The organism is Lentzea sp. NPDC020367 (genome assembly GCF_044387305.1).
GTDB lineage: Bacteria > Actinomycetota > Actinomycetes > Mycobacteriales > Pseudonocardiaceae > Lentzea.
Window position 1 is genome coordinate 884,046 of sequence record NZ_JBIRVV010000002.1, and the last position, 20,673, is coordinate 904,718.

Annotated in this window: 23 protein-coding genes; 7 read left to right on the forward strand and 16 right to left on the reverse strand. The window is 68.8% G+C overall.

Annotated elements, in window-relative coordinates; translation table 11 throughout:
* Nucleotides 1–14: 14 nt before the first annotated feature.
* The 5 genes from ACH413_RS10775 to ACH413_RS10795 are packed head-to-tail and all read right to left on the reverse strand — an operon-like array spanning nucleotide 15 to nucleotide 5,021.
* The gene (locus ACH413_RS10775; RefSeq protein WP_360030730.1) at nucleotides 15–965 is read right to left on the reverse strand and encodes a hydroxyacid dehydrogenase; all 951 of its coding nucleotides are present in this window, start codon (nucleotides 963–965) and stop codon (nucleotides 15–17) included.
* Entirely contained in the window at nucleotides 962–1,789 is an 828-nt protein-coding gene (locus ACH413_RS10780) for a carbohydrate ABC transporter permease (RefSeq protein ID WP_360030732.1), read from the reverse strand. Before ACH413_RS10780 ends, ACH413_RS10775 begins: the two co-directional genes overlap by 4 nt.
* Nucleotides 1,789–2,664 carry a sugar ABC transporter permease gene (locus ACH413_RS10785; RefSeq protein WP_360030734.1) on the reverse strand — a complete coding sequence of 292 codons (876 nt, stop codon included), beginning with the start codon at nucleotides 2,662–2,664 and terminating at the stop codon, nucleotides 1,789–1,791. The genes ACH413_RS10780 and ACH413_RS10785 overlap by 1 nt, the downstream gene beginning before the upstream one ends.
* Complete coding sequence (locus tag ACH413_RS10790) at nucleotides 2,661–3,959, reverse strand: extracellular solute-binding protein (RefSeq protein ID WP_360030736.1); 1,299 nt, start codon at nucleotides 3,957–3,959, stop codon at nucleotides 2,661–2,663. The genes ACH413_RS10785 and ACH413_RS10790 overlap by 4 nt, the downstream gene beginning before the upstream one ends.
* Nucleotides 3,960–3,992: 33 nt before the next feature.
* Nucleotides 3,993–5,021, reverse strand: coding sequence for a substrate-binding domain-containing protein (locus ACH413_RS10795; RefSeq protein ID WP_360030738.1), 1,029 nt, complete (start codon nucleotides 5,019–5,021; stop codon nucleotides 3,993–3,995).
* A 98-nt stretch (nucleotides 5,022–5,119) separates the two neighbouring features.
* On the opposite strand from ACH413_RS10795, the gene ACH413_RS10800 reads away from it, so the two are divergent.
* The 4 genes from ACH413_RS10800 to ACH413_RS10815 are packed head-to-tail and all read left to right on the forward strand — an operon-like array spanning nucleotide 5,120 to nucleotide 7,135.
* Nucleotides 5,120–6,040, forward strand: coding sequence for a DUF1731 domain-containing protein (locus ACH413_RS10800; RefSeq protein ID WP_360030740.1), 921 nt, complete (start codon nucleotides 5,120–5,122; stop codon nucleotides 6,038–6,040).
* A 1-nt stretch (nucleotide 6,041) separates the two neighbouring features.
* Nucleotides 6,042–6,293, forward strand: a complete 252-nt coding sequence (locus ACH413_RS10805; RefSeq protein ID WP_360030742.1) for a hypothetical protein — start codon at nucleotides 6,042–6,044, stop codon at nucleotides 6,291–6,293.
* Nucleotides 6,286–6,552, forward strand: coding sequence for an SH3-like domain-containing protein (locus ACH413_RS10810; protein WP_360030744.1), 267 nt, complete (start codon nucleotides 6,286–6,288; stop codon nucleotides 6,550–6,552). Before ACH413_RS10805 ends, ACH413_RS10810 begins: the two co-directional genes overlap by 8 nt.
* Complete coding sequence (locus ACH413_RS10815; protein WP_360030746.1) at nucleotides 6,545–7,135, forward strand: nitrile hydratase subunit alpha; 591 nt, start codon at nucleotides 6,545–6,547, stop codon at nucleotides 7,133–7,135. The genes ACH413_RS10810 and ACH413_RS10815 overlap by 8 nt, the downstream gene beginning before the upstream one ends.
* Before the next feature lie 19 nt (nucleotides 7,136–7,154).
* Here the strand turns inward: ACH413_RS10815 and ACH413_RS10820 are convergent, their stop codons facing one another.
* The 5 genes from ACH413_RS10820 to ACH413_RS10840 all read right to left on the reverse strand — a co-directional run bounded on the left by ACH413_RS10820 (nucleotide 7,155) and on the right by ACH413_RS10840 (nucleotide 13,131).
* Complete coding sequence (locus tag ACH413_RS10820) at nucleotides 7,155–8,555, reverse strand: serine hydrolase (RefSeq protein WP_360030748.1); 1,401 nt, start codon at nucleotides 8,553–8,555, stop codon at nucleotides 7,155–7,157.
* Between the two features lie 110 nt (nucleotides 8,556–8,665).
* On the reverse strand, nucleotides 8,666–9,889 hold the full coding sequence (locus ACH413_RS10825) for an MFS transporter (RefSeq protein WP_360030750.1): 1,224 nt from the start codon (nucleotides 9,887–9,889) through the stop codon (nucleotides 8,666–8,668).
* A gap of 56 nt (nucleotides 9,890–9,945) precedes the next feature.
* Nucleotides 9,946–10,407 carry a DoxX family protein gene (locus ACH413_RS10830; protein ID WP_360030752.1) on the reverse strand — a complete coding sequence of 154 codons (462 nt, stop codon included), beginning with the start codon at nucleotides 10,405–10,407 and terminating at the stop codon, nucleotides 9,946–9,948.
* Nucleotides 10,408–10,465: 58 nt separating this feature from the next.
* Nucleotides 10,466–12,127, reverse strand: coding sequence for a heme peroxidase family protein (locus ACH413_RS10835; protein ID WP_360030753.1), 1,662 nt, complete (start codon nucleotides 12,125–12,127; stop codon nucleotides 10,466–10,468).
* A 131-nt stretch (nucleotides 12,128–12,258) separates the two neighbouring features.
* Complete coding sequence (locus ACH413_RS10840) at nucleotides 12,259–13,131, reverse strand: nucleotide disphospho-sugar-binding domain-containing protein (protein WP_360030755.1); 873 nt, start codon at nucleotides 13,129–13,131, stop codon at nucleotides 12,259–12,261.
* On the opposite strand from ACH413_RS10840, the gene ACH413_RS10845 reads away from it, so the two are divergent.
* Nucleotides 13,130–13,498, forward strand: a complete 369-nt coding sequence (locus tag ACH413_RS10845) for an STAS domain-containing protein (RefSeq protein ID WP_360030757.1) — start codon at nucleotides 13,130–13,132, stop codon at nucleotides 13,496–13,498. The two genes, ACH413_RS10840 and ACH413_RS10845, sit on opposite strands and share 2 nt — an antisense overlap.
* On the opposite strand, the gene ACH413_RS10850 is transcribed toward ACH413_RS10845, so the two are convergent.
* Nucleotides 13,495–14,046 carry a chorismate mutase gene (locus ACH413_RS10850; RefSeq protein WP_360030759.1) on the reverse strand — a complete coding sequence of 184 codons (552 nt, stop codon included), beginning with the start codon at nucleotides 14,044–14,046 and terminating at the stop codon, nucleotides 13,495–13,497. The two genes, ACH413_RS10845 and ACH413_RS10850, sit on opposite strands and share 4 nt — an antisense overlap.
* Before the next feature lie 9 nt (nucleotides 14,047–14,055).
* Between ACH413_RS10850 and ACH413_RS10855 the strand changes: the two genes are divergently transcribed.
* Nucleotides 14,056–14,412, forward strand: coding sequence for an RNA-binding S4 domain-containing protein (locus ACH413_RS10855; RefSeq protein WP_360030761.1), 357 nt, complete (start codon nucleotides 14,056–14,058; stop codon nucleotides 14,410–14,412).
* Here ACH413_RS10855 and ACH413_RS10860 read toward each other — a convergent pair.
* Genes ACH413_RS10860 through ACH413_RS10870 form a run of 3 tightly spaced genes read right to left on the reverse strand, consistent with a single transcriptional unit; the run spans nucleotide 14,409 to nucleotide 18,402 of the window.
* Nucleotides 14,409–15,797, reverse strand: coding sequence for a DUF4419 domain-containing protein (locus ACH413_RS10860; protein WP_360030763.1), 1,389 nt, complete (start codon nucleotides 15,795–15,797; stop codon nucleotides 14,409–14,411). The genes ACH413_RS10855 and ACH413_RS10860 overlap by 4 nt on opposite strands.
* 36 nt (nucleotides 15,798–15,833) lie before the next feature.
* Nucleotides 15,834–16,703 (reverse strand): NAD-dependent protein deacetylase, encoded by an 870-nt coding sequence (locus tag ACH413_RS10865; RefSeq protein ID WP_360030765.1) that lies wholly within the window; start codon nucleotides 16,701–16,703, stop codon nucleotides 15,834–15,836.
* Nucleotide 16,704: 1 nt separating this feature from the next.
* Nucleotides 16,705–18,402 (reverse strand): cellulase family glycosylhydrolase, encoded by a 1,698-nt coding sequence (locus ACH413_RS10870; RefSeq protein ID WP_396424951.1) that lies wholly within the window; start codon nucleotides 18,400–18,402, stop codon nucleotides 16,705–16,707.
* A 94-nt stretch (nucleotides 18,403–18,496) separates the two neighbouring features.
* Between ACH413_RS10870 and ACH413_RS10875 the strand changes: the two genes are divergently transcribed.
* On the forward strand, nucleotides 18,497–18,886 hold the full coding sequence (locus ACH413_RS10875; RefSeq protein ID WP_360030769.1) for a GyrI-like domain-containing protein: 390 nt from the start codon (nucleotides 18,497–18,499) through the stop codon (nucleotides 18,884–18,886).
* On the opposite strand, the gene bla is transcribed toward ACH413_RS10875, so the two are convergent.
* Nucleotides 18,879–19,760: a class A beta-lactamase gene (bla, locus tag ACH413_RS10880; RefSeq protein WP_360030771.1), complete on the reverse strand. Its 882-nt coding sequence runs from the start codon at nucleotides 19,758–19,760 to the stop codon at nucleotides 18,879–18,881. The genes ACH413_RS10875 and bla overlap by 8 nt on opposite strands.
* A gap of 63 nt (nucleotides 19,761–19,823) precedes the next feature.
* On the reverse strand, nucleotides 19,824–20,654 hold the full coding sequence (locus ACH413_RS10885; RefSeq protein ID WP_360030773.1) for a phosphatase PAP2 family protein: 831 nt from the start codon (nucleotides 20,652–20,654) through the stop codon (nucleotides 19,824–19,826).
* Nucleotides 20,655–20,673: the final 19 nt, after the last annotated feature.

Consider the following 20,673-nt stretch of genomic DNA (forward strand, 5'->3'; position numbering starts at 1 on the left):
CTCGGCCTGGAGTCTCATGCGATCCACTCTCTTCGTTCCGGCGGCACCGGTGTCTCGAACCCCTCCCCCGCCACCCATCGGCGGACCTCGGCCAGCGCGTGCAGGCCGAGGCGGTCCCACTCGTTGCCCTGCGACCCGGCCAGGTGAGGGGTGATGAGCACGTTGTCGTTGCGCCACAACGGGTGGTCCGCCGGCAGAACCTCGGGATCGGTCACGTCCAGCACCGCCCGGATCCGGCCGGCCTCGCCCGCCAGTGCGTCCTGGTCGACGACGGCGCCGCGGGCGGTGTTGATCAGCACCGCGTCGTCGCGCAGCAGGCCGAGCAGCTCACCGCTCACCAGTCCCCTGGTCTGCGGCAGCAACGGCGTGTGCACGCTGACCACGTCGCTGCGTTCGAACAGCTCGGCGAGGCTCACGGACTCGGCACCGTCCACTTCGGTCACGAACGGATCGTGCACCAGCACCTGGAAATCGTAGGGCGCCAGCAGCTCGATCACCCGCCGGCCGATCATCGACGCGGACAGGATGCCGACCGTGGCGCCGAAGTTGCCGACGGACGGCGAGACCCCGTACACCGACATCCGCTTGGTCTCGCGGTACTCGCGGGCGCGTTCGAGCACCCGCTTGCCGGTCAGCAGGATCATCGCGACGGTGTACTCGGCGACCGGCAGCGCGTTGGCCTGGGCGGCCGACGACACCGCGATGCCGCGGTCCCAGCAGGCGTCGGTGACGAAGCCCTTGACCGACCCGGCGGTGTGCACGATCGCCTTCAGGCTCGGCAGCCGGTCGAGCACCTCGGCGGTGATCGGCGGGCAGCCCCAGCCCGTGACGAGCAGGTCGACGTCGGGCACCCCGGCGAAGTCCTCGCTGACGCCCTCGAAGTCGCACAACGCCTTCAGGTCGTGGAGCACGGGCGCGAGGACGGCGGCGGCGGCCTCCTCCGACATCACGCCCGCGGCCCTCACTTGACGGCTCCCGCGGTCATGCCGGCCTTCCAGAACCGTTGCAGCAACATGAACGCGAGAATCAGCGGCAGCACCGCGAAGAGAGATCCCATGATCACCACCGGGTAGTACTCGGGAGACACCGTGGCCGAACTGTTCCACTGGTAGAGGCCAAGGCTGACGGGGTAGAGCTTCTGGTCGGACAGCATCACCATGGGCAGGAAGAAGTTGTTCCAGATCGTGGTGAGCTGGAACAGGAACAGCGTCACCATGCCCGGCCCGAGCATCCGCAGCGCGACCTTGAAGTACGTGGCGAGATCGCCCGCGCCGTCGATGCGCGCGGCCTCCAGCACCTCGTCGGGCACGTAGCCCTGCGCGAAGATCCGGCCGAGGTAGACGCCGAACGGGTTGAACAGCGCCGGGATGAACACCGCCCAGAACGTGTTCACCAGGCCCGCCCCGGACGCCATCAGGTACAGCGGCAGCGCGAGCACGGTCTGCGGCACCATGACCGCCGCGAGGACGAGCCCGAAGAGCTTCTCCTTGTGGCGGAAGGAGTACTTGTCGAACGCGTACCCGGAGGCGATCGAGATGAACGCGCTGACGGCGGCACCGATCACCGCGTACAGGAGGCTGTTGAGGTACCAGCGCCCGTACAGGCCCTTGTCCATCGCGAACAGGTTCTTGACGTTCTCCACCAGCGAGAAGCCGCCGAACAGGTCGCTGTTGAACAGTGCGTCGACGTTCTTCGTGGCGGCGAGCACCAGCCACATCACCGGCAGCAGGGTGTAGAGCACCGAGACGCCGATGACCACGTTCACCGTGGTCCGGCCGAGGAGGGTCATCAGGCGGCCTTCCTGTTCGTCCAGCGGGTGACGCCGAAGGACAGCGCGACCGTGAAGGCCAGCAGGATCACGGACGCGGCCGCGGCGAGGCCGTAGTTGTTGCGGGTGAAGGCCGCGTCGTAGATGTACATGCTCGGCGAGAACCGGGCGCTGATCATCGGGGTGGACTGGCTGAGCAGCACGGGTTCGGTGAACAGCTGCAGCGCCCAGATGAGCGTGAAGATGCCGACCGTGACGATCGCGCCGCGCACCAGCGGCGCCTTGATCCGCAGCGCCTGCTTGACCGGGCCCGCTCCGTCCACGACGGACGCTTCCAGGACTTCGCGCGGCACGGCCTGCAACGCCGCGTAGAAGATCACCATGTTGTAGCCGAGGTTGCTCCACAGGGCGATGTTCACGATCGACGGCAGCACGGTGTTGATGCCGAGGAAGTTGATCTGGATGTCGGCCTTGGCGAACAGGTCGATGATCGGGCTCAGGCCCGGTGTGTAGAGGTAGAGCCAGATCAGGGCGGCGATGATGCCCGGCACGGCGTGCGGCAGGTAGAGGCCCATCTGCATCCAGCTGCGCAGCTTCGCCACGCCGGAGTCCAGCAGCAGCGCGAGGGTGAGCGCGCCGACGACCATCAACGGGATGTAGAGCAGGCAGTACAGGACCACGGTCAGCAGCCCGTTGAGGAACGTCGGGTCGCTCAGCACGGCGACGTAGCTGCGCAGGCCGACGAACACCGTGCTCTCCGGGCCGAAGCCCAGTCCCGGCTGGTCGGCGGCGAAGAAGCTGAGCCAGATCGCCGTTCCGGTCGGGATGAGGAACACCGTGACCAGCAACAGGAAGAAGGGCGCCATCAGGACGGCGCAGGCGAGTCTGCTCTTCACCGCGCACCCTCCTCAGTGGACAGACCGAGGGCCTTCAGATCGGGCATCGTGCCGCTCTGGGCCGTCCGCACCGCGTCGATCAGCGTGCCCTCGCCGGCGCCCGCCTTGGCGAACCCGTCCTGCATCACCTTCAGGGTGGCGGTCATCCGCGGTCCCCACACCCAGCCGTCGCGGACCTTGTTCGCCTCCTGCTCGAAGAGCCGGTAGATGTCCTGGCCGCCGTAGTACTCGCCGGGAAACGCCTTGGCGCCCGCCTCGACCAGGCCGGGCGCGACCGGGTACTGGCTGCTGGTGCCGCTCTTCAACCGAGCCGTCAGCGCGTCCGGGTGGGTGCACTGCCACTCGATGAACTCCATCGCGGCCTCGGGTTCCCGGGAGTCCTTGGTGATCGCGAACGTCGAACCGCCGTGCGTGCCGACGACCTGTTCGTCCCAGATCGGCATGGCGGCGATGCGCCACTTGCCCTTCTGCGCCGGCCTCGCCCGCATCTGCGCGCCCGCGTCCCAGGCGCCGCTGAGCCTCGTGATCACGCGGTCCTGGCCGATCTGGGCGTCGTGCTGCTTGCTGTCGCCGGCGTTGCGGAACACCAGGTCCTCGTCGACGAGCTTCTGCCAGTAGGCCGCGACCTTCCGGGTGGGCTCGTCGGCGAGGGAGACGCGCCACTTGCCGCCGCTGGTGTCGAACCACTGCGCGCCGGCCTGCCAGGCGTGGCAGGCGAACTGCGTGCCGCCATCCGTCGGGAAGATCGTGAGCCTCTTGTCCGGGAACCTGCCCCGCACGGTGCGAGCGAGATCGGCGAACTCGTCCCACGTCGTCGGGATCTCGAAACCGTTGGCCTGGAACAGGTCCGCGCGGTAGTGCAGGACCATCGGCTCGATGTCGAGCGGGACGCTGAACACGCGGTTGTCGAAGGTCGTGAGCTTGAGCGCCTGCGGCAGGAGCTTCTGCTTCAGGCGGTCGGTCACGAGGTCGGTGATGTCCCTGGCGACGCCGTCGATCGCGTACCCCGGCACCTGCGGGTACTCGATCGTGGCGACGTCCGGTGCGTTGCCCGCACGAGCCGCGTTGCTGAGCTTGGCGTAGCCGCCCTGCCCACCGGAGGGGATCTGCTGGAAGACCACCCTGATGCGGTTCTGCGAGGAGTTGAACGCGTCGACGACCTGCTGACTACCTCGCAGGGCCGACCAGAACGTGATCTCTACCGGACCTCCGGCACCGCGGCGTTGCGGAGTGGAGCAGGCCGCCAATGGTGCCGTGAGACCCGCCGCGAGAAGTGTGCGACGACTCAGGCGCATGGAGCGCATCCTGATCGCCTGATCGGTTTTTCGTCAAGAAACGGTCAAACGCTCAGTCGATGAGCGGATCTTCAACGCGGGCAGCAGCTCGATCCGTTCGGGGGCCGTGACCTCGCCTTTCAGCTTCCGCAGCAGCAGCTCTGCGGCGACCCGGCCGACCTCGGTCTTCGGCGGCGCGACGGCCGTGAGCGGGATGCTGCCGAGCGACGCGACCACGTCGTCGTAGGACACCACCGAGCACATCCGCGGCACCTCCATCCCGGCGTGCATCATCTGCTGGACCAGCATCAACGCGTCCTCGTCGCCGTGCAGGACCGCCGCCGTCGCCCGATGCCTCCGCAGCACGTTCACCAGCCCGGTGTCCGGTGAGCTCCGCACCGTGACGGCGTCCTCCAGGTTCGCCGAGATCTCCTGGAACGCCCTGCGCAGCACCCGTGCCGTGGGGCTGTCGTCGCGTGCGGCCAGCACGATCCGACGGTGCCCGAGGTCGGTCAGGTGCTTCACGGCCAGATGCATGCCGTACCAGTGGTCCGAGCACACGGAGTTCATCGCCCGCAGGCCACCGCTCGGGCGGCGCTCCATGAGGACGGTCGGCACGCCGGTGTTCGCGAGCCAGTCGTCCTCGGCCTCCTCCTCGAACGTGCGCCAGCGCGGCGCCATCAGCATCCCCTGCACCTGCTCGGTCAGCGCCTTCTCGACGATGGGCCGTTCCGCGCCCCTGACCTGCGGCGCGATGTGCAGGACGACCCGCATTCCGGCCTCTTCGAGCGTCTTGCGGGCGCCGTTCATCGTCTCGTACAGGTACGTGTGGCGCTCTGGCACGACCAGCGCGATCGCCCCGTTCGTGGCCTGCTTCGGCGCCGGCTGCTCGACCGGCGTCAACGAGCGCGCGACCCCGTGCCCGCGGCGCAGCCTGCCTAGCCTGGCGAGCTCCTCGACGTCCCGTCTGATCGTGACGATCGAAACGTCCAGCTCCTCGGCCAGATCGCTCACCTTGACCGTGCCCCGCGACGCTGTGACGGCCAGGATCCGCTGCCGCCGCGCTTCGCTGGACTCCCGCATGACCGACCGCCTGTTCGTTTGAGCGTTTTGCCGGAGCATAGCTGAAACACCTCTCAGCGACCGGCGGCTAGCGTCGGCACCGAGGGGGACGACCAGACATGAAGATCGTGATTCCAGGCGGTACCGGACAGGTCGGCGGCGTGCTGACCCGCGCTTTCAGGGCGGCGGGCCACGACGTGGTGATCATCGGCCGCAACACCGCCGTGCGGTGGGACGGCCACACGCTGGGCAGGTGGGCCGACGAGATCGACGGGGCCGACGTCGTCGTCAACCTGGCCGGGCGGAGCGTGAGCTGCCGCTACACGGCGGAGAACCTCCAGCAGATGATGCGGTCGCGGATCGACTCCGCGCGGGTCGTCGGCGAGGCCATCGCGAAGGCCGACAACCCGCCCGCCGTCTGGCTGCAGATGAGCACCGCGACGATCTACGCCCACCGGTTCGACGCGGCCAACGACGAGGAGACCGGGGTGCTCGGCGGGCGCGAGCCGGACGTGCCGGGCTACTGGACGTACAGCGTCGAGATCGCCAAGCGCTGGGAGGCCGAACTGGACGAGGCCCACACGCCGGGCACCCGCAAGGTCGCGCTGCGGTCCGCGATGGTGATGAGCCCGGACCGGGCCGGCGTGTTCGACTACCTGTCCTGGCTGGCACGGCTCGGCCTGGGCGGCCCGGTGGCGGGCGGCCGCCAGTACGTCTCGTGGATCCACGACGACGACTTCGTGCGGGCGATCGCGCTGCTGATCAGGGAACCGATCGCGGGACCGGTCAACCTGGCGGCGCCGAACCCGCTGCCGCAACGGGAGTTCATGCACGACCTCCGCCAGGCCTGGAAGGTGCCCGTGGGACTGCCCGCGACCCGCTGGATGGCCGGGCTGGGCGCGTTCGCGCTGCGCACCGACACCGAGCTGCTGCTCAAGAGCCGCCGGGTCGTCCCGGGCAGGCTGCGCGACGCCGGATTCGAGTTCCACTTCCCGAACTGGCGGGAGGCGGCGCAGAATCTGGCTGAGCGCAGGAGGTGACATGCCGAGGACCAACGACGTCGGTGGCCTCGACGGCTTCGGGCCGATCGAGGAGGAACTGGACGAGCCGCCGTTCCACGCGGACTGGGAGGCGCACGTCATGGCCATGAACCGGGCGTTGATCGGACGCGGGATCTACAACCTGGACCAGTTCCGCGACGCGGTCGAACGCACGATGTCCCACGAGTCCTCGTACTACGAGAACTGGTTCCGCGCGATCCAGACGCTGCTGAAGGAGCGGGGCGTTGTCTGAGCGCTTCCGCACCGGGGACCGCGTCCGGACGTCCACTGTGGACCCGGACCACCACACCAGACTGCCGCACTACGCCCGCGGCCGGGTCGGCACGGTGATCGGCCAGGACGGCGTGCACCCACTCGCGGACCTGAGCGCGCAGGGAATCCAGCAGCCACAACAGGTCTACCACGTGCGGTTCTCCGCGCACGAACTGTTCGGGCACGGCGACCACGACGTGACGCTGTCCCTCTGGGAGGACTACCTCAGCGATGAGTGACGACCACGACGACTCCCCGATCGCCGCACGCGTCCGTGAGCTGGAAGCGATCCTGGAGGAGAAAGGCCTGCTGGACGCGCAGGAACTCGACCGCGCACTAGAGGCGTTCACGCACAAGGCCTCGCCCGCCAACGGTTTCCGGGTCGTGGCACGCGCCTGGACCGACGACGGCTTCCGGACACGCCTGCTGAACGACGCGAACGAGGCGCTGCCCGAACTCGGCCTGTCGATGGGCGGTGGCCTGCAGGTGCAACAGCTGCACGTCGTCGAGAACACCGAGAACGTGCACAACGTCATCGTCTGCACGCTCTGCAGCTGCTACCCGCTCTCGCTGCTCGGCCCGTCCCCCACCTGGTACAAGAGCCCGGCCTACCGGTCCAGGGTGGTCAGCCACCCGCGCGAGGTACTGGAGCAGTTCGGTCTCACGCTGCCCGAGACCACCAGGATCGAGGTCTGGGACGCGAACGCCGAGTCGCGGTACATGGTGCTACCACGCCGTCCGTCGGGCACAGAGGACCTCACCGAGGCCGAACTGGCGCAACGGGTGACGCGCAACGGGCTGATCGGCACCGCGGCCGTGTGACCGCGGTGCCGCACCAGACCTAGAGGTTCTTCATGATGGTGTCGATCGCCTTGCCGAGCTGCGCGTACTTCTGCGTGTACAGAACGGGGTACACGCCGGGCGGGTCGGCCGGGCGGTTCGCATCGACGTAGTCGGTGCCCAGGTTGCAGAACACGACCACGATGTAGTTGCGGTTGTCCTTGCCCCGCAACGACTTCACGATGCCCGCGTCGGAACCGGTCGTGTCGACCCAGCCCGTCTTGTGCGCGAACGTCACCTCGGCGGCGTCGTTGCACGGGCGGACGTCACGGTCGTAGACCGCGTCGCCGACGGTCACGGTGCCGTCCGGCTTGATCCAGCGCGCCGGCACCTGCTGCGGGATGCCCTGCACCGGGTAGTCGCGGCCGCACCAGTTCGGCGTGGACAGCATCTCGTTGTGGCCCTGGCCCGCCAGCGTCTCCTGGAAGAACTTCCGCGACGAGGCCGAGAGTTCGTTGCGGGTGACGGGCTTGCCGCTGTCGGTCGTCCACAGCACACCCGCGCCGCCGTTGACCAGCAGCAGGAGCTTCGCGGTGTCGAGGCCGCTCATGTTGGAGCCGATCCACTGGCCGCCGTTGCCGGGCAGGGTGCCGGTGACCCGCAGGGTCGGCATGCCCAGGTCGACGAACGACTGGTTGACCGCGTCCCACGCGTTGTGGTCGTGGATCAGCTTGATCAGCGAGCAGGTGGACTCGTTCTGCGACTTCGTGATCATCTCGTCGAAGTGCTGCCGGATCTTCTTCACCGACGGCCCGCCGCACGCCGGGCGCACCGGGCTCGGGTCGTAGACGTAGTCGGCGTCGAGATCGATCTTGCCCTGGTCGGCCAGGCGCAGGACGCCGAAGCCCACCATCAGCTTCAGCACCGACGCCGGGTACGGCGAGGAGAAGTCGATCGCCGCGTTCTCCCGGCCGGGCAGCACGTCGACGGTGCCCTTGCCGCCGTTGACGTCCCACTCGGTGTCGTCCCACCAGCGGTAGCGCACCTGGTCGGTGGACAGCCCCTTGTGCTTGACCGGCACGACCACGCCGTTCGGGTACTGCGGGCTGAGCAGCACGTTCGCCACGGACTTCGGGCGTCCGAGGACGTCGAGCTCGATGATCGCCGCGTCCATGTTCGGCGTCTGGTGCAACGGCTTGCCCGCCGCCGCCGCAGTCAACGACCGGGCCTTGTCCATCAGTTCGGCGGGTGAGGCGTCGTACTTCTCCCGCTTGCCCGCCGACCGGGCACCGGGCTCCGGCGGAGTCAGGTCGATGACGTCCTTGAAGTTCTGCGCGACGATCGCCTCGCGCAGCCGGTCGGCCAGCGGGCGGTGGTACTCGTCGGCCGACGCCGCCGGCGCGAAGGTCGCGGCGGTGAGTGCGAGAACCGTGCCCAGCACGGCGAAACGCTTGATTTTCATTCAGTTCCCCAGTGTGAAGTGGATCCAGCGCGGTCGAACTGTATCGGCTACTGATGATCACCGCGCATCCGTTCACGAAGACGCGGTGCACACCTGTCACGTTGCACGGATCAGCGAACGGGTTCCGGCGCGGTCTCCAGCGACCGCACGGACCGGGAAGCGAGCGTCCCGGCGGTCGCGAGCAGGTAGATCGCCGCGCACCCGAGCAGGGCAGCCGACGTCCCGAACGCGTGCGACACCGGCCCGATCGCGAGCTGGGCCAGCGGAATCGCCACGAACGACCCGAGCATGTCGTAGGAGTACACGCGGGCGAGCCGGTCAGCGGGCACGTGGTGCTGCAGCGCCACCTCCCACGCCACCCCGAACTGCTCAAGGCCCAGACCGCACGCGAACGAGGTCAGGATCAGCAGCCACGGCGCCGGGTGCACGACCATGACCACCGGCAGCAGCGCGAACCCCGCCACGCACGCAACCCCGAGCAACAGCGGGCGCCGCACCTTGACGCGCATCACGACGAACGCGCCGGCGACCATGCCCGCGGTCTGCGCGGCCAGGACCAGGCCCCACATCTCCCGCCCGAACGTGGTGTCGGCCAGCACCGGGCCGAGCACCATCACGCCGCCGACGAGGGCCGCGTTGACGAACGTGAAGGCCACGACCACGACCCAGACCCATTGCCGTGACACGAACTCCGTCCAGCCGACCTTCAGCTCGGCCAGCACCGACGGCTTGTGCTCGGCGGCGACCTGGGCGGCGGGCACCCGCACGAACGCGAAGAACACGCCTGCCAGTGCGAACGAGAGCGCGTCCACGGCGAGGCCCCAGCCGGGACCGGTGAAGGCGATCAGCAGTCCGCCCAGCGCCGCGCCACCGATGCGCGCGGAGTTCAGCCCCAGCCGCAGCAACGCGTTGGCCTGCAGGCGCAGGCCGGCGGGCACGGTCTGCGGCACCAGCGCGGCGGAGGCCGGCAGGGAGAACGCGCTCGACATCCCGTTGACCGCCGACAGCACGACGAACCAGGTCACCGACGCCGTCCCGGTCAGCACGAGCACGGCGATCAGGGCCTGGCTGGCGAAGCTGACCGCGCACGACCCGGCGAGCACGAGGTGGCGCGGCAGCCGGTCCGCGACCACACCGCCCCACAGCAGGAACACGACGTTGGTCAGCGATCGCGCGGCGACGACGACGCCCAGCGACGTGATCGACGAGGTGAGGTCGAGCACGGCGAACGCCAGCGCGATCGGTGCCATGGCGTTGCCGGCGATGGTGGTGAAACGACCTGCGAGAAGCCAGCGGAAAGCCGGATGCGCCAACGGCGCCAGTGATGCCCCCATCAGGAAAACCTATAACGACGGGAACCGCCCGACCCCGAGGATCGAGCGGCTCCCGGTCATCGCACCCTCGGGTGCGATGAGGCGATGACCACCGCGGCGGCGACGGTCACCAGGTTCTTCAGGATGTACTGGGCTTCGAACGACGCCTGCAGCGGACCGGCCCACATCTCGCCGGGGAACAACACCAGCGGTGTCGACACCAGCACGACGTGGCCGACGAGCAGGACCGCGCAGAACCGCGGTGCGCGGAAGCTCAGCAGAACCAGTGCGATCCCGATCTCGGTGATCGCGGCACTCACTCGGGCGAAATCCCCGTGGATGATCCCGAACGTCAGCGCGGACACCGTGCGTTCGACGAGATCCTGGGCAGGGCTGCCACCGGGAAAGAGCTTCAGCACGCCGAACCAGAGGTACACGACCCCCAGTCCAATGCGCAGCAGAGGAATTCCGGACTCTCGCGCAAAACGAGTCAGGCGTTCTTCCGTGCTTTCACGGCGTGTGGTTTCCGGACGAGACATGATCTCCCTCTCCTGTCTGACTGCCACCACCCAGCCAGACAGGAGGAGCGAGGAAAGATCAGCTGACTGGATCTCCGAGCGGGTTCAGCAGGTCGGCCTTGCCCTCGAACGCGAACAGCAGCAGGTCGACCATCCGGAACGTGCTGGAGTCCGGGCCGAGCGTGGGCCGCCAGTACGGCGAGCGCACGATCGAGATCCGGCTGCCCTCCATCGCGCGGTGGAAGACCTCCGCGGTGATCCGGCCGCCGACCGGGCCCATCCGCCCGTTGCCGACCTCGGCCTCGCGCAAGATGTAGAACCACAGCGGGGTGGCTTCGACCAGCCGCGCCTTCTGCTCCTCGGACAGGCCGTCGAGGACCGCGCCGCCGTTGCCGGTGAGGATCTCCTCGGCGGTGAGCGGCTCGACCTCGAACAGCTCGGCGATCTGCTGACCGGTGGCGAGCTCCATCATCGAGGCCCTGGTCAGGTTCCGGAACGCGAGGTTGCGCTCGATCTCCCGGAACTGCGTGCCGCGGCCGCCGAACGTGCCGGCCGGCAGCTGCGTCAGCGGGTCGACCAGCAGCGTGTCGATCCGCTTGGTGACGTTGCCGCCGTCGAACTCCGCCGGCGCGACCAGGTCGTCGCGGTCGGCCTCGGTGAAGTCGTAGAGCCTGCGGAAGTCCGCGATCCAGTTGCTGGGCAACGTGAAGAAGTCGCCCCTGGTCACGTCGTCGAGGTCGGCAGGAAGCGCCGACGACGGGTCGAAGTTGCCGCTCACCCCGGTGAAGGTGAACAGCTGGAACAACGACGCCGGCGCGCCCACCGGGCCGCCGCTGCGGAACACGCGGTTCCACTGGTACGCGCCGCGGACCTGGCTGTGCCCGAAGCGGTACGAGGCGACCGAGAACTCGATCGGCATCGTCGGCGAGTCGTGCCGGCTGCGGCCGGGCACCTCGAAGAACCTGCGGCCGTTGGTGAAGACGTCGTCCACGATCGCCGGGTCGATGATCCGCGGCAGGTGGTCGGTCTTCAGCATCCACTGGTAGTGCCGCACGACGAGTTCCTTGGCGGCGCGGAACAGCCGCTCGCCGGTGAGGCCGGTGAGCGCGAGCTCGTCGACCACGCGGTTGTGGAAGCGCAGGAACGCGAGGTGCGTCTGCGCCACCACGAGGTTCTCGTCGTTGCGGGCGTCCGGGATCAGCGGCAACCGCCGGTCCGCCGCCGTGCCGCCCGTCCCACCGCGGCGCGGCAGGTCGAAGCCCTCGAACGGGACGTTGGTGCCCTCGTCCGGGAACGGCACCGGCGTCGTGGTGCCGACCTTGAACTTCACGCCGTCCTGGGCGTAGAAGACCTGGTCGTCCTTGTCGCGCGGGCCGCGGCCGTAGACCGAGTCGAGGTCCAGCGCCGGCGAGCGGCCCTGCATCAGCTCGTCCAGGTTGACGTCCTGCCCGAGCTGCGACTCGGTGCGGTCCATGGTCAGGTCGTGGTCGACGAACTGGCCGAGGTAGGTGAACCCCGCCGGCACGGCCGGATCGGCCGAGTCGGGCTGCGGAACGTTCGCGGTGATCGCGGTCGCGAGGGCTACCCGCGTCTCCTCGTCCGTTCGCGGCCCTTTCGGACCCAGTCGCGAGAACCGGAACCTGCGCAACTCCTCCGCCGTGGAGGGCTGACGCGTGGTGGCCTCACCTTTGCCGTCGAATTCCAGCACACCTTCGCCCACGACGAAGAAACTGTCGCGCACGTGCCTCTTCATATTTCCCCCTGTTTTCCCTGTGTCAGGCGACCTGTTCTCCCCAACAAGCACCTGCCCCACCACCAGTCTCCAGACGGTCTAAATTACCGTCGAAGCTTTTGGCCAAAACCAAAATGTGGTCACACAGCGGATACGAGGTGGTCCGGAATATTCGTGAATTCCTCGAGATCGGCGATCTTGGCGGCCAGGTTCTCAGCGGCGTCGTGATAAGTCCTCGTGTTCAGCACGTGCTGGATCCGTTCGGCCAGGACGTCGGCGGTCAGCCCTTTCACGTCCACGCGAACGCCCGCATTCAGATCTTGAATTCGTCCGGCGTTGCGCGGCTGGTCGGCGAACAACGGCACCGCGACCATCGGCACGCCCGCGGTGAGCGCCTCCCGCACGTCGCTGTGGCCCGCGTCCGTCACGACCACCTTCGCGGTGGCGGGGAGCCCGCCGAGCGCCTCCGCCACGACGTGCGGCAACCGCGAGCCGGGCGGCAGGTGGGCGCCGAACGACGCGACGGCCCCGCGGTCGACCGGCACGCGGAAGTGGTGCTGGGCCGGATGCCAGAGCGCCGGTGTCAGGCCCGCGGTGAAGACCGGTTCGGTCGCCCCGACCCCGAACCTCGCGCGAACCTTGTCCATGAGCTCGTCGAGCAGCGGGATCTCCAGCGGCGCGAACGGGGCCGTGTCGAGCAGCGCGTGCGGGATGCCCAGCACCTCGGCGGCGATCTGGCCGCCGTACTCGTTCGTCTCGCGCAGGATGACGTCGGGGCGCCAGGTGCGGGCGAAGTCGAGGACGTTCGCGGCCGTCGCGACCACCAGCTCCGCCGACCAGAACGGCGACTTCAGCACGCCGTCGCGTTCGGGGAGCCACGACGGCGAAGGACTCAGGTCGTACGGCGCCGTCACGACCACAGCGTCGTGCCCCCGCTCCCGGAACGCTTTCGCGAGCGGCACCACCGGTTCCGGGCGAGAGCGACTGAGCGACGACGTCAGCAGAACACGCATGCGAACCAGTTTCGCGACCGCCACCACCGGGTACAGCTGCGAAATGCTCGAAGTCACGGTGACCGAGTCGTCGCCTGCCTCCACCCTCGTCGCGGTCTCCGGTGAACTCGCCGGTCCTGGCTCGAAGAGACTGCTCGCGAAGCTCGACCGCTTCCTGGACCAGGGCCACCGCTACGTGGTGCTGGACCTGACAGCCGTCACGTTCTGCGACTCCAGCGGCGTCAGCGCTTTGGTGCGCGGGCACGCCCGCGCGTCGGCCGCGGCGGGCGGGCTGAAGCTCTCCGCCGCGTCCGACCAGGTGACACGCGTGCTCGAGGTGACGGGCCTGGCCAGGATGCTCGGCCTTCCGTCCACAGTAGACAGCTAGGAGCAGGCGGGGCGCATCGCTTCGGCCAGCGCGTTCTCGTGCAACCGGTCGAGGCGGTGCAGCACCACCGCGGACCGTTCGGCGATGGTCGCGTGGATCTCGCACCTCAGGGTCGGGCGGCGGAGCTGTTCGGTGTCCTTGAGTTCGGCCAGGATCTCGGTCGTCAGCCGGTCGAGGATCGGGCGGACCTCCGTGGCCAGATCAGGCCTGTGGTGCGGAACCTCTTCCGGGTGCTCGGTCCAGCGGGCGTACAGGCCGCGCTGCACGAGCTTGTTCGCCTCGATCTGGGCGCGGAAGAACGTGGCCGCGTTCTCCGGGTCGAGCCGCAGGTCCACGGCCTTGGCGCGCACGCCGTCGAGCACCTGCTGTTCGCGCACGGGATCGTCGATCGGCTGCGTCGTGCCGAACTTGGCCGCGGCCACCAGGTCGGCGACCTGGACGCGCTGCACGGCGAGACCGGTGAGCTCACCGAGCGGGCCGACGGGGGTGAGCGACGCGGCGAGGGTCAGTGCGACCGCCAGAAGCCTCATGATCTCCGAGAGTGCCATGATGGCGGGGTGGAGTCCACGCGCATCGACCGCTGGCTGTGGGCGGTCCGGCTGACGAAGACCCGCCCGGACGCCGCCCAGGCGTGCAAGGGCGGCCACGTGCGCATCAACGACAAGCCCGCGAAGGCCTCGGCCACCGTCGTGCCCGGAGACAGGGTCCGCGCCCGCGTCAACGACAAGACCTGGACCGTCGAGGTCGTGCGGGTGATCCAGAAACGGGTCGGCGCGGCGGACGCGGCCACGTGCTTCCTCGACCGCACTCCCCCGCCACCGGTGGAGGCTCCGATCGCGCGGCGCGACCGGGGTGCCGGGCGTCCGACGAAGCGGGAGCGGCGCGTGCTGGACCAGTTCCGCGCGCAGAACTAGTCGAGAGCGGACAGCCTCATCGTCTCCAGGTGCCCGACCTCGCCGTGGTCCAGCACGGACTCCAGCAGCATCGCGAGCGAGGAACCGAGGACCGGGACGTCCTGCGGGTGGTCACCGGACCGGAAGATCACCCAGTGGGTCCGGCTGGTGGGGAAGTCGGTGATCTCGCCGGCGATCCGCCCGTCCGCGAGGTCGAACACGGACTGGACGTGGTGGCGGCCGAGCCGTTCACCCCCTCCCTCGTCGTAGGCGCGCACCCGCCAGGTGCCGTCGTGCAGCGACGCGGTTCCGACGCGCTGGTAGAGCGCGATCAGCTCACCGCCACCCTGCACGGGGTGCCGCAACGTCATCCTGTGCCCGCGCAGTTCCACCTCTTCCTCGGTCGGCCGCGGTGGAGTCCACTCGTGCTCGGCGACCAGGCGGTCCAGCACCCTCGCGATGTCCGGTGGCCAGGGCAGCACCGCCCAGCCCGCCACCGGTTCCAGCGCGCCGTCCTCGTGCTGGGTCACGCCGACCAGGCCCGCGTCCAGCGCCACCGCGCTGATGTCGAGCCGGTCGTTCACGTTGATGACCGCGCGGCAGAGGGTGGCGGGCACGCTGTCCGTGCTGACGGAAGGACTGGTGCCGTCCCGCGGTTCGCCGATCGGGAGGTCCAGCATCGGATTCGGCACGTTCGCGTCCCTGAGGAAGTCCAGGTACGGGTAGAAACGCGTGACCCAGCCAGTGACGTGGTCGCCTCCGTAGGCGTCGACCGGGTTGTAGATCCGCTGCCAGAACTCCTGGTCGGCGTCGCCTTCCGCGGCGCGCACGAACTCGTCGGTGATCGGTCGCAGCGAGCGGCACCAGTGCTCCAGGCCGAACCTGGGCAGGTCGTCGATCCTGGCGCGGATCCTGCGCCAGTCGTCCGTCGTGCCGGTCAGCGTGATCGACGGGATGCCGCAGACCGCGATCATCCAGTACCCGTAGTAGGGCGAGTAGGCGTCCATCATGGCGACGCGGCCCGCGAGGCGTTCGACGGCGGTGCTGGTGCTGAAGTCGCACTCGAAGATCGAGTCACCTACCTGCTTCGCCAGCCCCTCGACGACGGAGTCCCAGGTGTCGGCCGGGCCGTGGTCCACCGTCAGTGTCGCCTTGCCCTCGTGACCCACCAGGACCGGCCGCAGTTCCTCGGCGTGGAGCTTCACGTGGTCGGAGATGCCTCGCGCGATGGTCAGCCACACCGCGTCCGGGGAGAGGATCAACGGCCGGTGCTCCGCGAACGCCTTGCCGACCGCGTGCAGCAGCGGGTGCACGCCGTTGGGCTTCAGCACCCGCGCGTTGCTTCCCGTGGCGAGCGCTCCGGGGAAGAGTTCAGTGATCGAGAGGGTGGGCAGTGCTTCGGTCACCGACGTGACGTCATCGACCGAAAAGGTCCGCATTCCTTACCCTACAACGACTTCAGCCAGCTCCGTGAGCGATTTTCCGAGCGGCAGGTCGATCCGCAGCGACGCGTGGGGATCGCCGCGCGTCTCACCCCGGTTGATGATCACGACGGGGATGCCGGAGGTCGCGGCGCGGCGCACGAACCGCAGACCGGACATGACAGTCAGCGAAGAGCCGAGGACGAGCAACGACCGTGCGTTGTCCACGAGTTCGTAGCACTGCTCGACGCGCGGGCGCGGCACGTTCTCGCCGAAGAACACGACGTCCGGCTTGAGCACGCCGCCGCACTCCGCGCACGGCACGACCACGAAGTCCTTCACGGTCTCCTCCGGCAGGAAGACGTCGCCGTCCGGGTTGACCTCGTCCGTCGTCGCGTGGAAGTCCGGGTTCGCCTCGCGCAGGCGGCGGTCGAGGTCGATGCGCGGCGAGAGCAGCTTGCAGTCGAGGCAGATCACGCGGTCGAGGCCGCCGTGCAGTTCCACGACGTCCGGTGAACCCGCGGCCTGGTGCAGGCCGTCGACGTTCTGGGTGATGACGCCGGAGAGTTTGCTGGAGAGCCTGGTGACGGCGTGGTGGCCCGCGTTCGGGTGCGCGCGGGCGATGGTGCGCCAGCCGACGTGGCTGCGTGCCCAGTAGCGCTGCCGGCCGGCCTGGCTGGTGGTGAACTCGTCGTAGGTCATCGGGGTGTGCTTGCGCAGCGACCCGCCCTCGCCGCGGTAGTCCGGGATGCCGGACTCCGTGGAGAGGCCCGCACCGCTGAGCACCAGCACCCCACCCTCCGCGACGATCGGCACGACGTCGGTGAGGGTGGAGGCGCGCGGCAGTGACGGGCCCGGGTTCGACCAGCTCAGAGTGGGCCTAGTTCGCACTTCACCAGCTTACGTACCACTGTCGAATCTCGGCCTCCGCCGCCGCGACGTTGCCGCCGGACGGGGCCGTGACCAGCGCGAACTGCCGTCCCTGGCCTCCCTGTAGCAGCAGCTTGTCGCCGTTGACGGACGACGGCACCGAGCTGATCACCAACGGCGAGCGCAGCGCCTCCGGCAGGTGCAGTTCGGTCGGCGCGCTGCCTCCGTTCGAGTCCCAGACGAGCAGGGCGAACGGGGCCGAGCCGACGAGGTTGCGGACGTTGGTCAGCGGGATCTGCTGCCAGGTCTGGTAGGCGCGGTCCTCGTAGGTGAACGCGAGCGTGGTGCCCGCGACGGCCTGCGGGTAGACGCGGTCGACGATCGCCCGGTCGACGTTGAGAACCGCGTTGCCGTTCGCGTCGAGCTTGACCGCCGAGAAGTGCTCGTCGTTCATCGCGTCGCCGTCGGTCTTGACCTTGCCCGGGTTGTCGTTCATCAGTTCGCGGTGACGGCCGTAGTTGGTGTCCCAGTGCCATTGGCTGCCCGAGATCACGGTCCCGCGCGGCGCCGACCACCAGCGCGCGCCCGGCGCCGTCGAGTCGAGGCCCTGGTAGATCGCCTTGAGCACGGACGGCGTCTTGTCGGAGGTGAAGCCCGAGACGGGGTGGCCGAACTCGGAGACGATCGCGGTGGTGCCGAGTGCCTTGGCGCGGTCGCGGATCGTGCCGAACGCCTGGGTGTACTGGCCGTCCGCCGCCTTGCCCGGCATCAGGACTCCGGACTGCGCCTTGCCGTCGTAGAAGTGCGCGTTGAACACGAACCGTTCGCCGAGGGCCGGCACGAGCGTGAGGCCGCCGGGTTCGGCGAAGAAGTCGACGTTCTGGTTCCAGAACACCAGCGGCTCCACGAACGCGGGCTTGGTCGTCCAGCCCGCCTCGTCCATCTCGGCGCGGAAGCGCTGGTAGAACGGCATCAGGAGGTCGCGCTCCCACTGCTGGGAGGTCTGGCCCGTGTCGTACTTGCCGGCGTAGGGCTCGTTGAGCGGGTCGACGCCGACGACGAGCTTGAACTCGTTGGCGGGCAAGGCTTCCTTGACGTGCTTGAGCGCCTCGCCGGCCGCGTTCACGAACGAGTCCTGCACACCGTTGCGGTTGTGCCAGAAGTCGTAGGTGGCCGCGGTGACGGCGTTGTTGTTCTTCATGTTCTGGCCCCAGTGCACGCAGATCCCGCACGACTCCTTGGGGTACCCGCTCGCCGCCCACGCCGGCGCGCCGTCGCCGGTGTACCAGCTGTCCTTGTTGAACAGGTGGCGCGAGTACAGGTCCTGGTGGAAGTCGAGGTAGACGCGGATGCCGAGGTCGGTGAAGGCCCTCAGCTGTTCGGTCACGCCGTTGAGGTAGGTGTGGTCGATCTGGCCGCGCTGCGGTTCGATCCACGCCCACGTGAGCAGGAACCGCACGGCGTTCGCGCCGGTCAGCTGCTTCATGGCCTGCGCGGACCTGCGCGCGTCCGCGGTGTTCACGAACGGAAGCCCGCGATTCTCCGCGAGTTTCGCCGTGCCGGAGACGTTGAAGCCGCGCAACACCACCTCACGGCCGTGTTCGTCGCGGAAGACCCCGCCGGACACCCGCAGCTCGGAGCCGTCGAACGACTCCGCGCGCACAGGTGTGACCACCAGGGAGAAGAGGAAGAGAACCACCAGCAGAACCGCTCGCCGCATCGCCGCCGCCTTTGGGAACGTGAACGAGATTCGCATTGAACCGTAGCCGGTCGTTCCGCGTTCGACTAGCGTTTCGACTGCGAAAGGGGATCGCATGGCCGACTTGATCAGCCGCGCCGACGTTGCGGTGCTGGAGCACACGGTCGCCGACGAGCTCACCGCGATGAGCGAGGCGTGGGACTGGTTCGAGAACCTCGTGGGCCTCAAGGGACGCAGGATGTTCGCCCGAGTGGACGAGACGGCCGGCACCTACACCGTCTGCACGCCCTTGAAGCCCGCGGACTCGTTCTCACTCACGGTCGGGGTGCTGCCGGGCGGGCGGTACCGGCGCACGGTGCTGGAGGGTGAGCCGCCCGCGTTGTACGGGCGGATCGGACCGGCCATGGAGGAGCTCAAAGCACTGGGGCCCTGGGACTCCTCCAGGCCGCTCGTCGAGTTCTACCGGCGGCACACCGTGATCGAACTCTGGGTGCCGGTCAGCTGAACTGCGCCGCCACCAGTTCGGCGGTCTTGGCCAGCAGCGGTTCGTCGGCCCCGCCCTTCGGGGTGTCCTTCTTCGTCGACAGCACGGCGATCACGATCGGCGCGCGGCCGGGCGGGAACGCGATGCCGGCGTCGTTGGTGGTGCTGTAGTCGCCGGTGCCGGTCTTGTCACCCCAGCCCCACGCCGCCGGAAGGCCCGCGCGGACGCGGTTGCCGCCGGTCGTGTTGGCCAGCAACCACTTCGTGAGCTGGTCGGAGTCGTTCGAGTTGAGGGCGTGGCCCAGCGTCAGGCGCGCGTAGCTCTGGCCGATGGCGCGGGGCGACGTCGTGTCCGTGACGCGGCCGGGTTCCGCCGAGTTCAGCTCCGGCTCGAAGCGGTCCAGGCGCGTGACCGGGTCGCCGATCGAGCGGCTGAAGCGGCTGATGGCCGTGGGGCCGCCGAGCTCCTTGAGCAGCAGGTTCGCCGCGCAGTTGTCGCTGTAGGTGATGGTCGCCTCGCACAGGGCCGAGACCTTCATGCCGTTCGCGAGGTTCTCCGGTTTGCCGGTGATCGGCCCGTAGCCCGACTTGTCCACATCGGACTTCGTGTAGGTGATCACCTTGTTCAGCAACGATCCGTCGCGGTCCTTGCGCAGGATCGCCGCCGCCGCGATGGTCTTGAAGGTCGAGCACATCGGGAAGAGCTCGTCCGCCCGGTGTAGCACCGTGCGACCGGAGCCGGTGTCCGTCGCGAACACGCCGAGGCGCGCGTTGTGCTGCTTCTCGAGCTCACGCAGCTTGCCGGTGACCGTCGAGGCCTGTGCTGTGGCGGGCACGGCCACGGCCAGCGCCGCTCCGGCGCCCAGTGCCAGCACGGCACGTCGGTTAACGCTCAACGTCCTGTCCCCTTCTTCGGAAACCTCTCCACAGGACAGGACGCGCGAGAGATCAACTGGTTGTCACGCGATTCGGCGCCAGCACGCGAGATAGGTCAGCGCGGCGATCAGCGACCCGGCCGAGGCGAACGAGCCGGCACCGAGGTAGATGACCCACTCGTCGGCGTTCAGACCCTCCTGGGCCAGCGGAAATCCCCACAGGATCCCGCCCAGCGCGAGGGTGACCACCGCGATGGCGGACCAGAACACCACCAGCACGACCCGGCCGACGCGCCGCGGTCCGGTGTAGGGCTCCAGGGATCCCTTGCGCTGCAACCACCACGCCGCCAGCGCCGCGATGGCGAGCGCGATGCCGTCGGCCGCGAGCGTGTCACTGAGACGGTGCCACTTCGCGGTCAGCGTGTACTGACCGATCGCGGTCGCCCACGGCAGCACGAAGAAAAGCATGACGCCGCGCCACTTCCACGGCACCACGATGATCGCCGCGAACAGCACGGTCATCGCGATCGTCGTATGTCCACTCGGGAGGCTGTTGTGCGCGTAGTCGCCGGTGACCTCGACCAGCGCCGGCCGCGGCAGGACGAACCGCTTGAGCGCCTGCACGACGGCCTGACCCGCGACGATCACGCCCACGGCCGCGATCGTGAGGTCCCAGCGCTTTCTGAGCACACCGACGAGGGCGACCGCCACGACCGCCGCGGCCAGCGAGTAGATCGTGATCTGTCCGAGCGCGGTCCAGGCGGCGTCCGATTCGGACACGTTGTCCTGGTCTGCGCCGCGCAGGGCCGCGTTCTCGATGGTCTGGCCGGCCTTCGTCAGCACCGCGAGCACGTACACGAGCGCCGCGAAGACGAACCCCGCCGCCGCGACCACGGGCCACCGTCGATAGTTCACGCCCGGGAGTCTGCCGCCG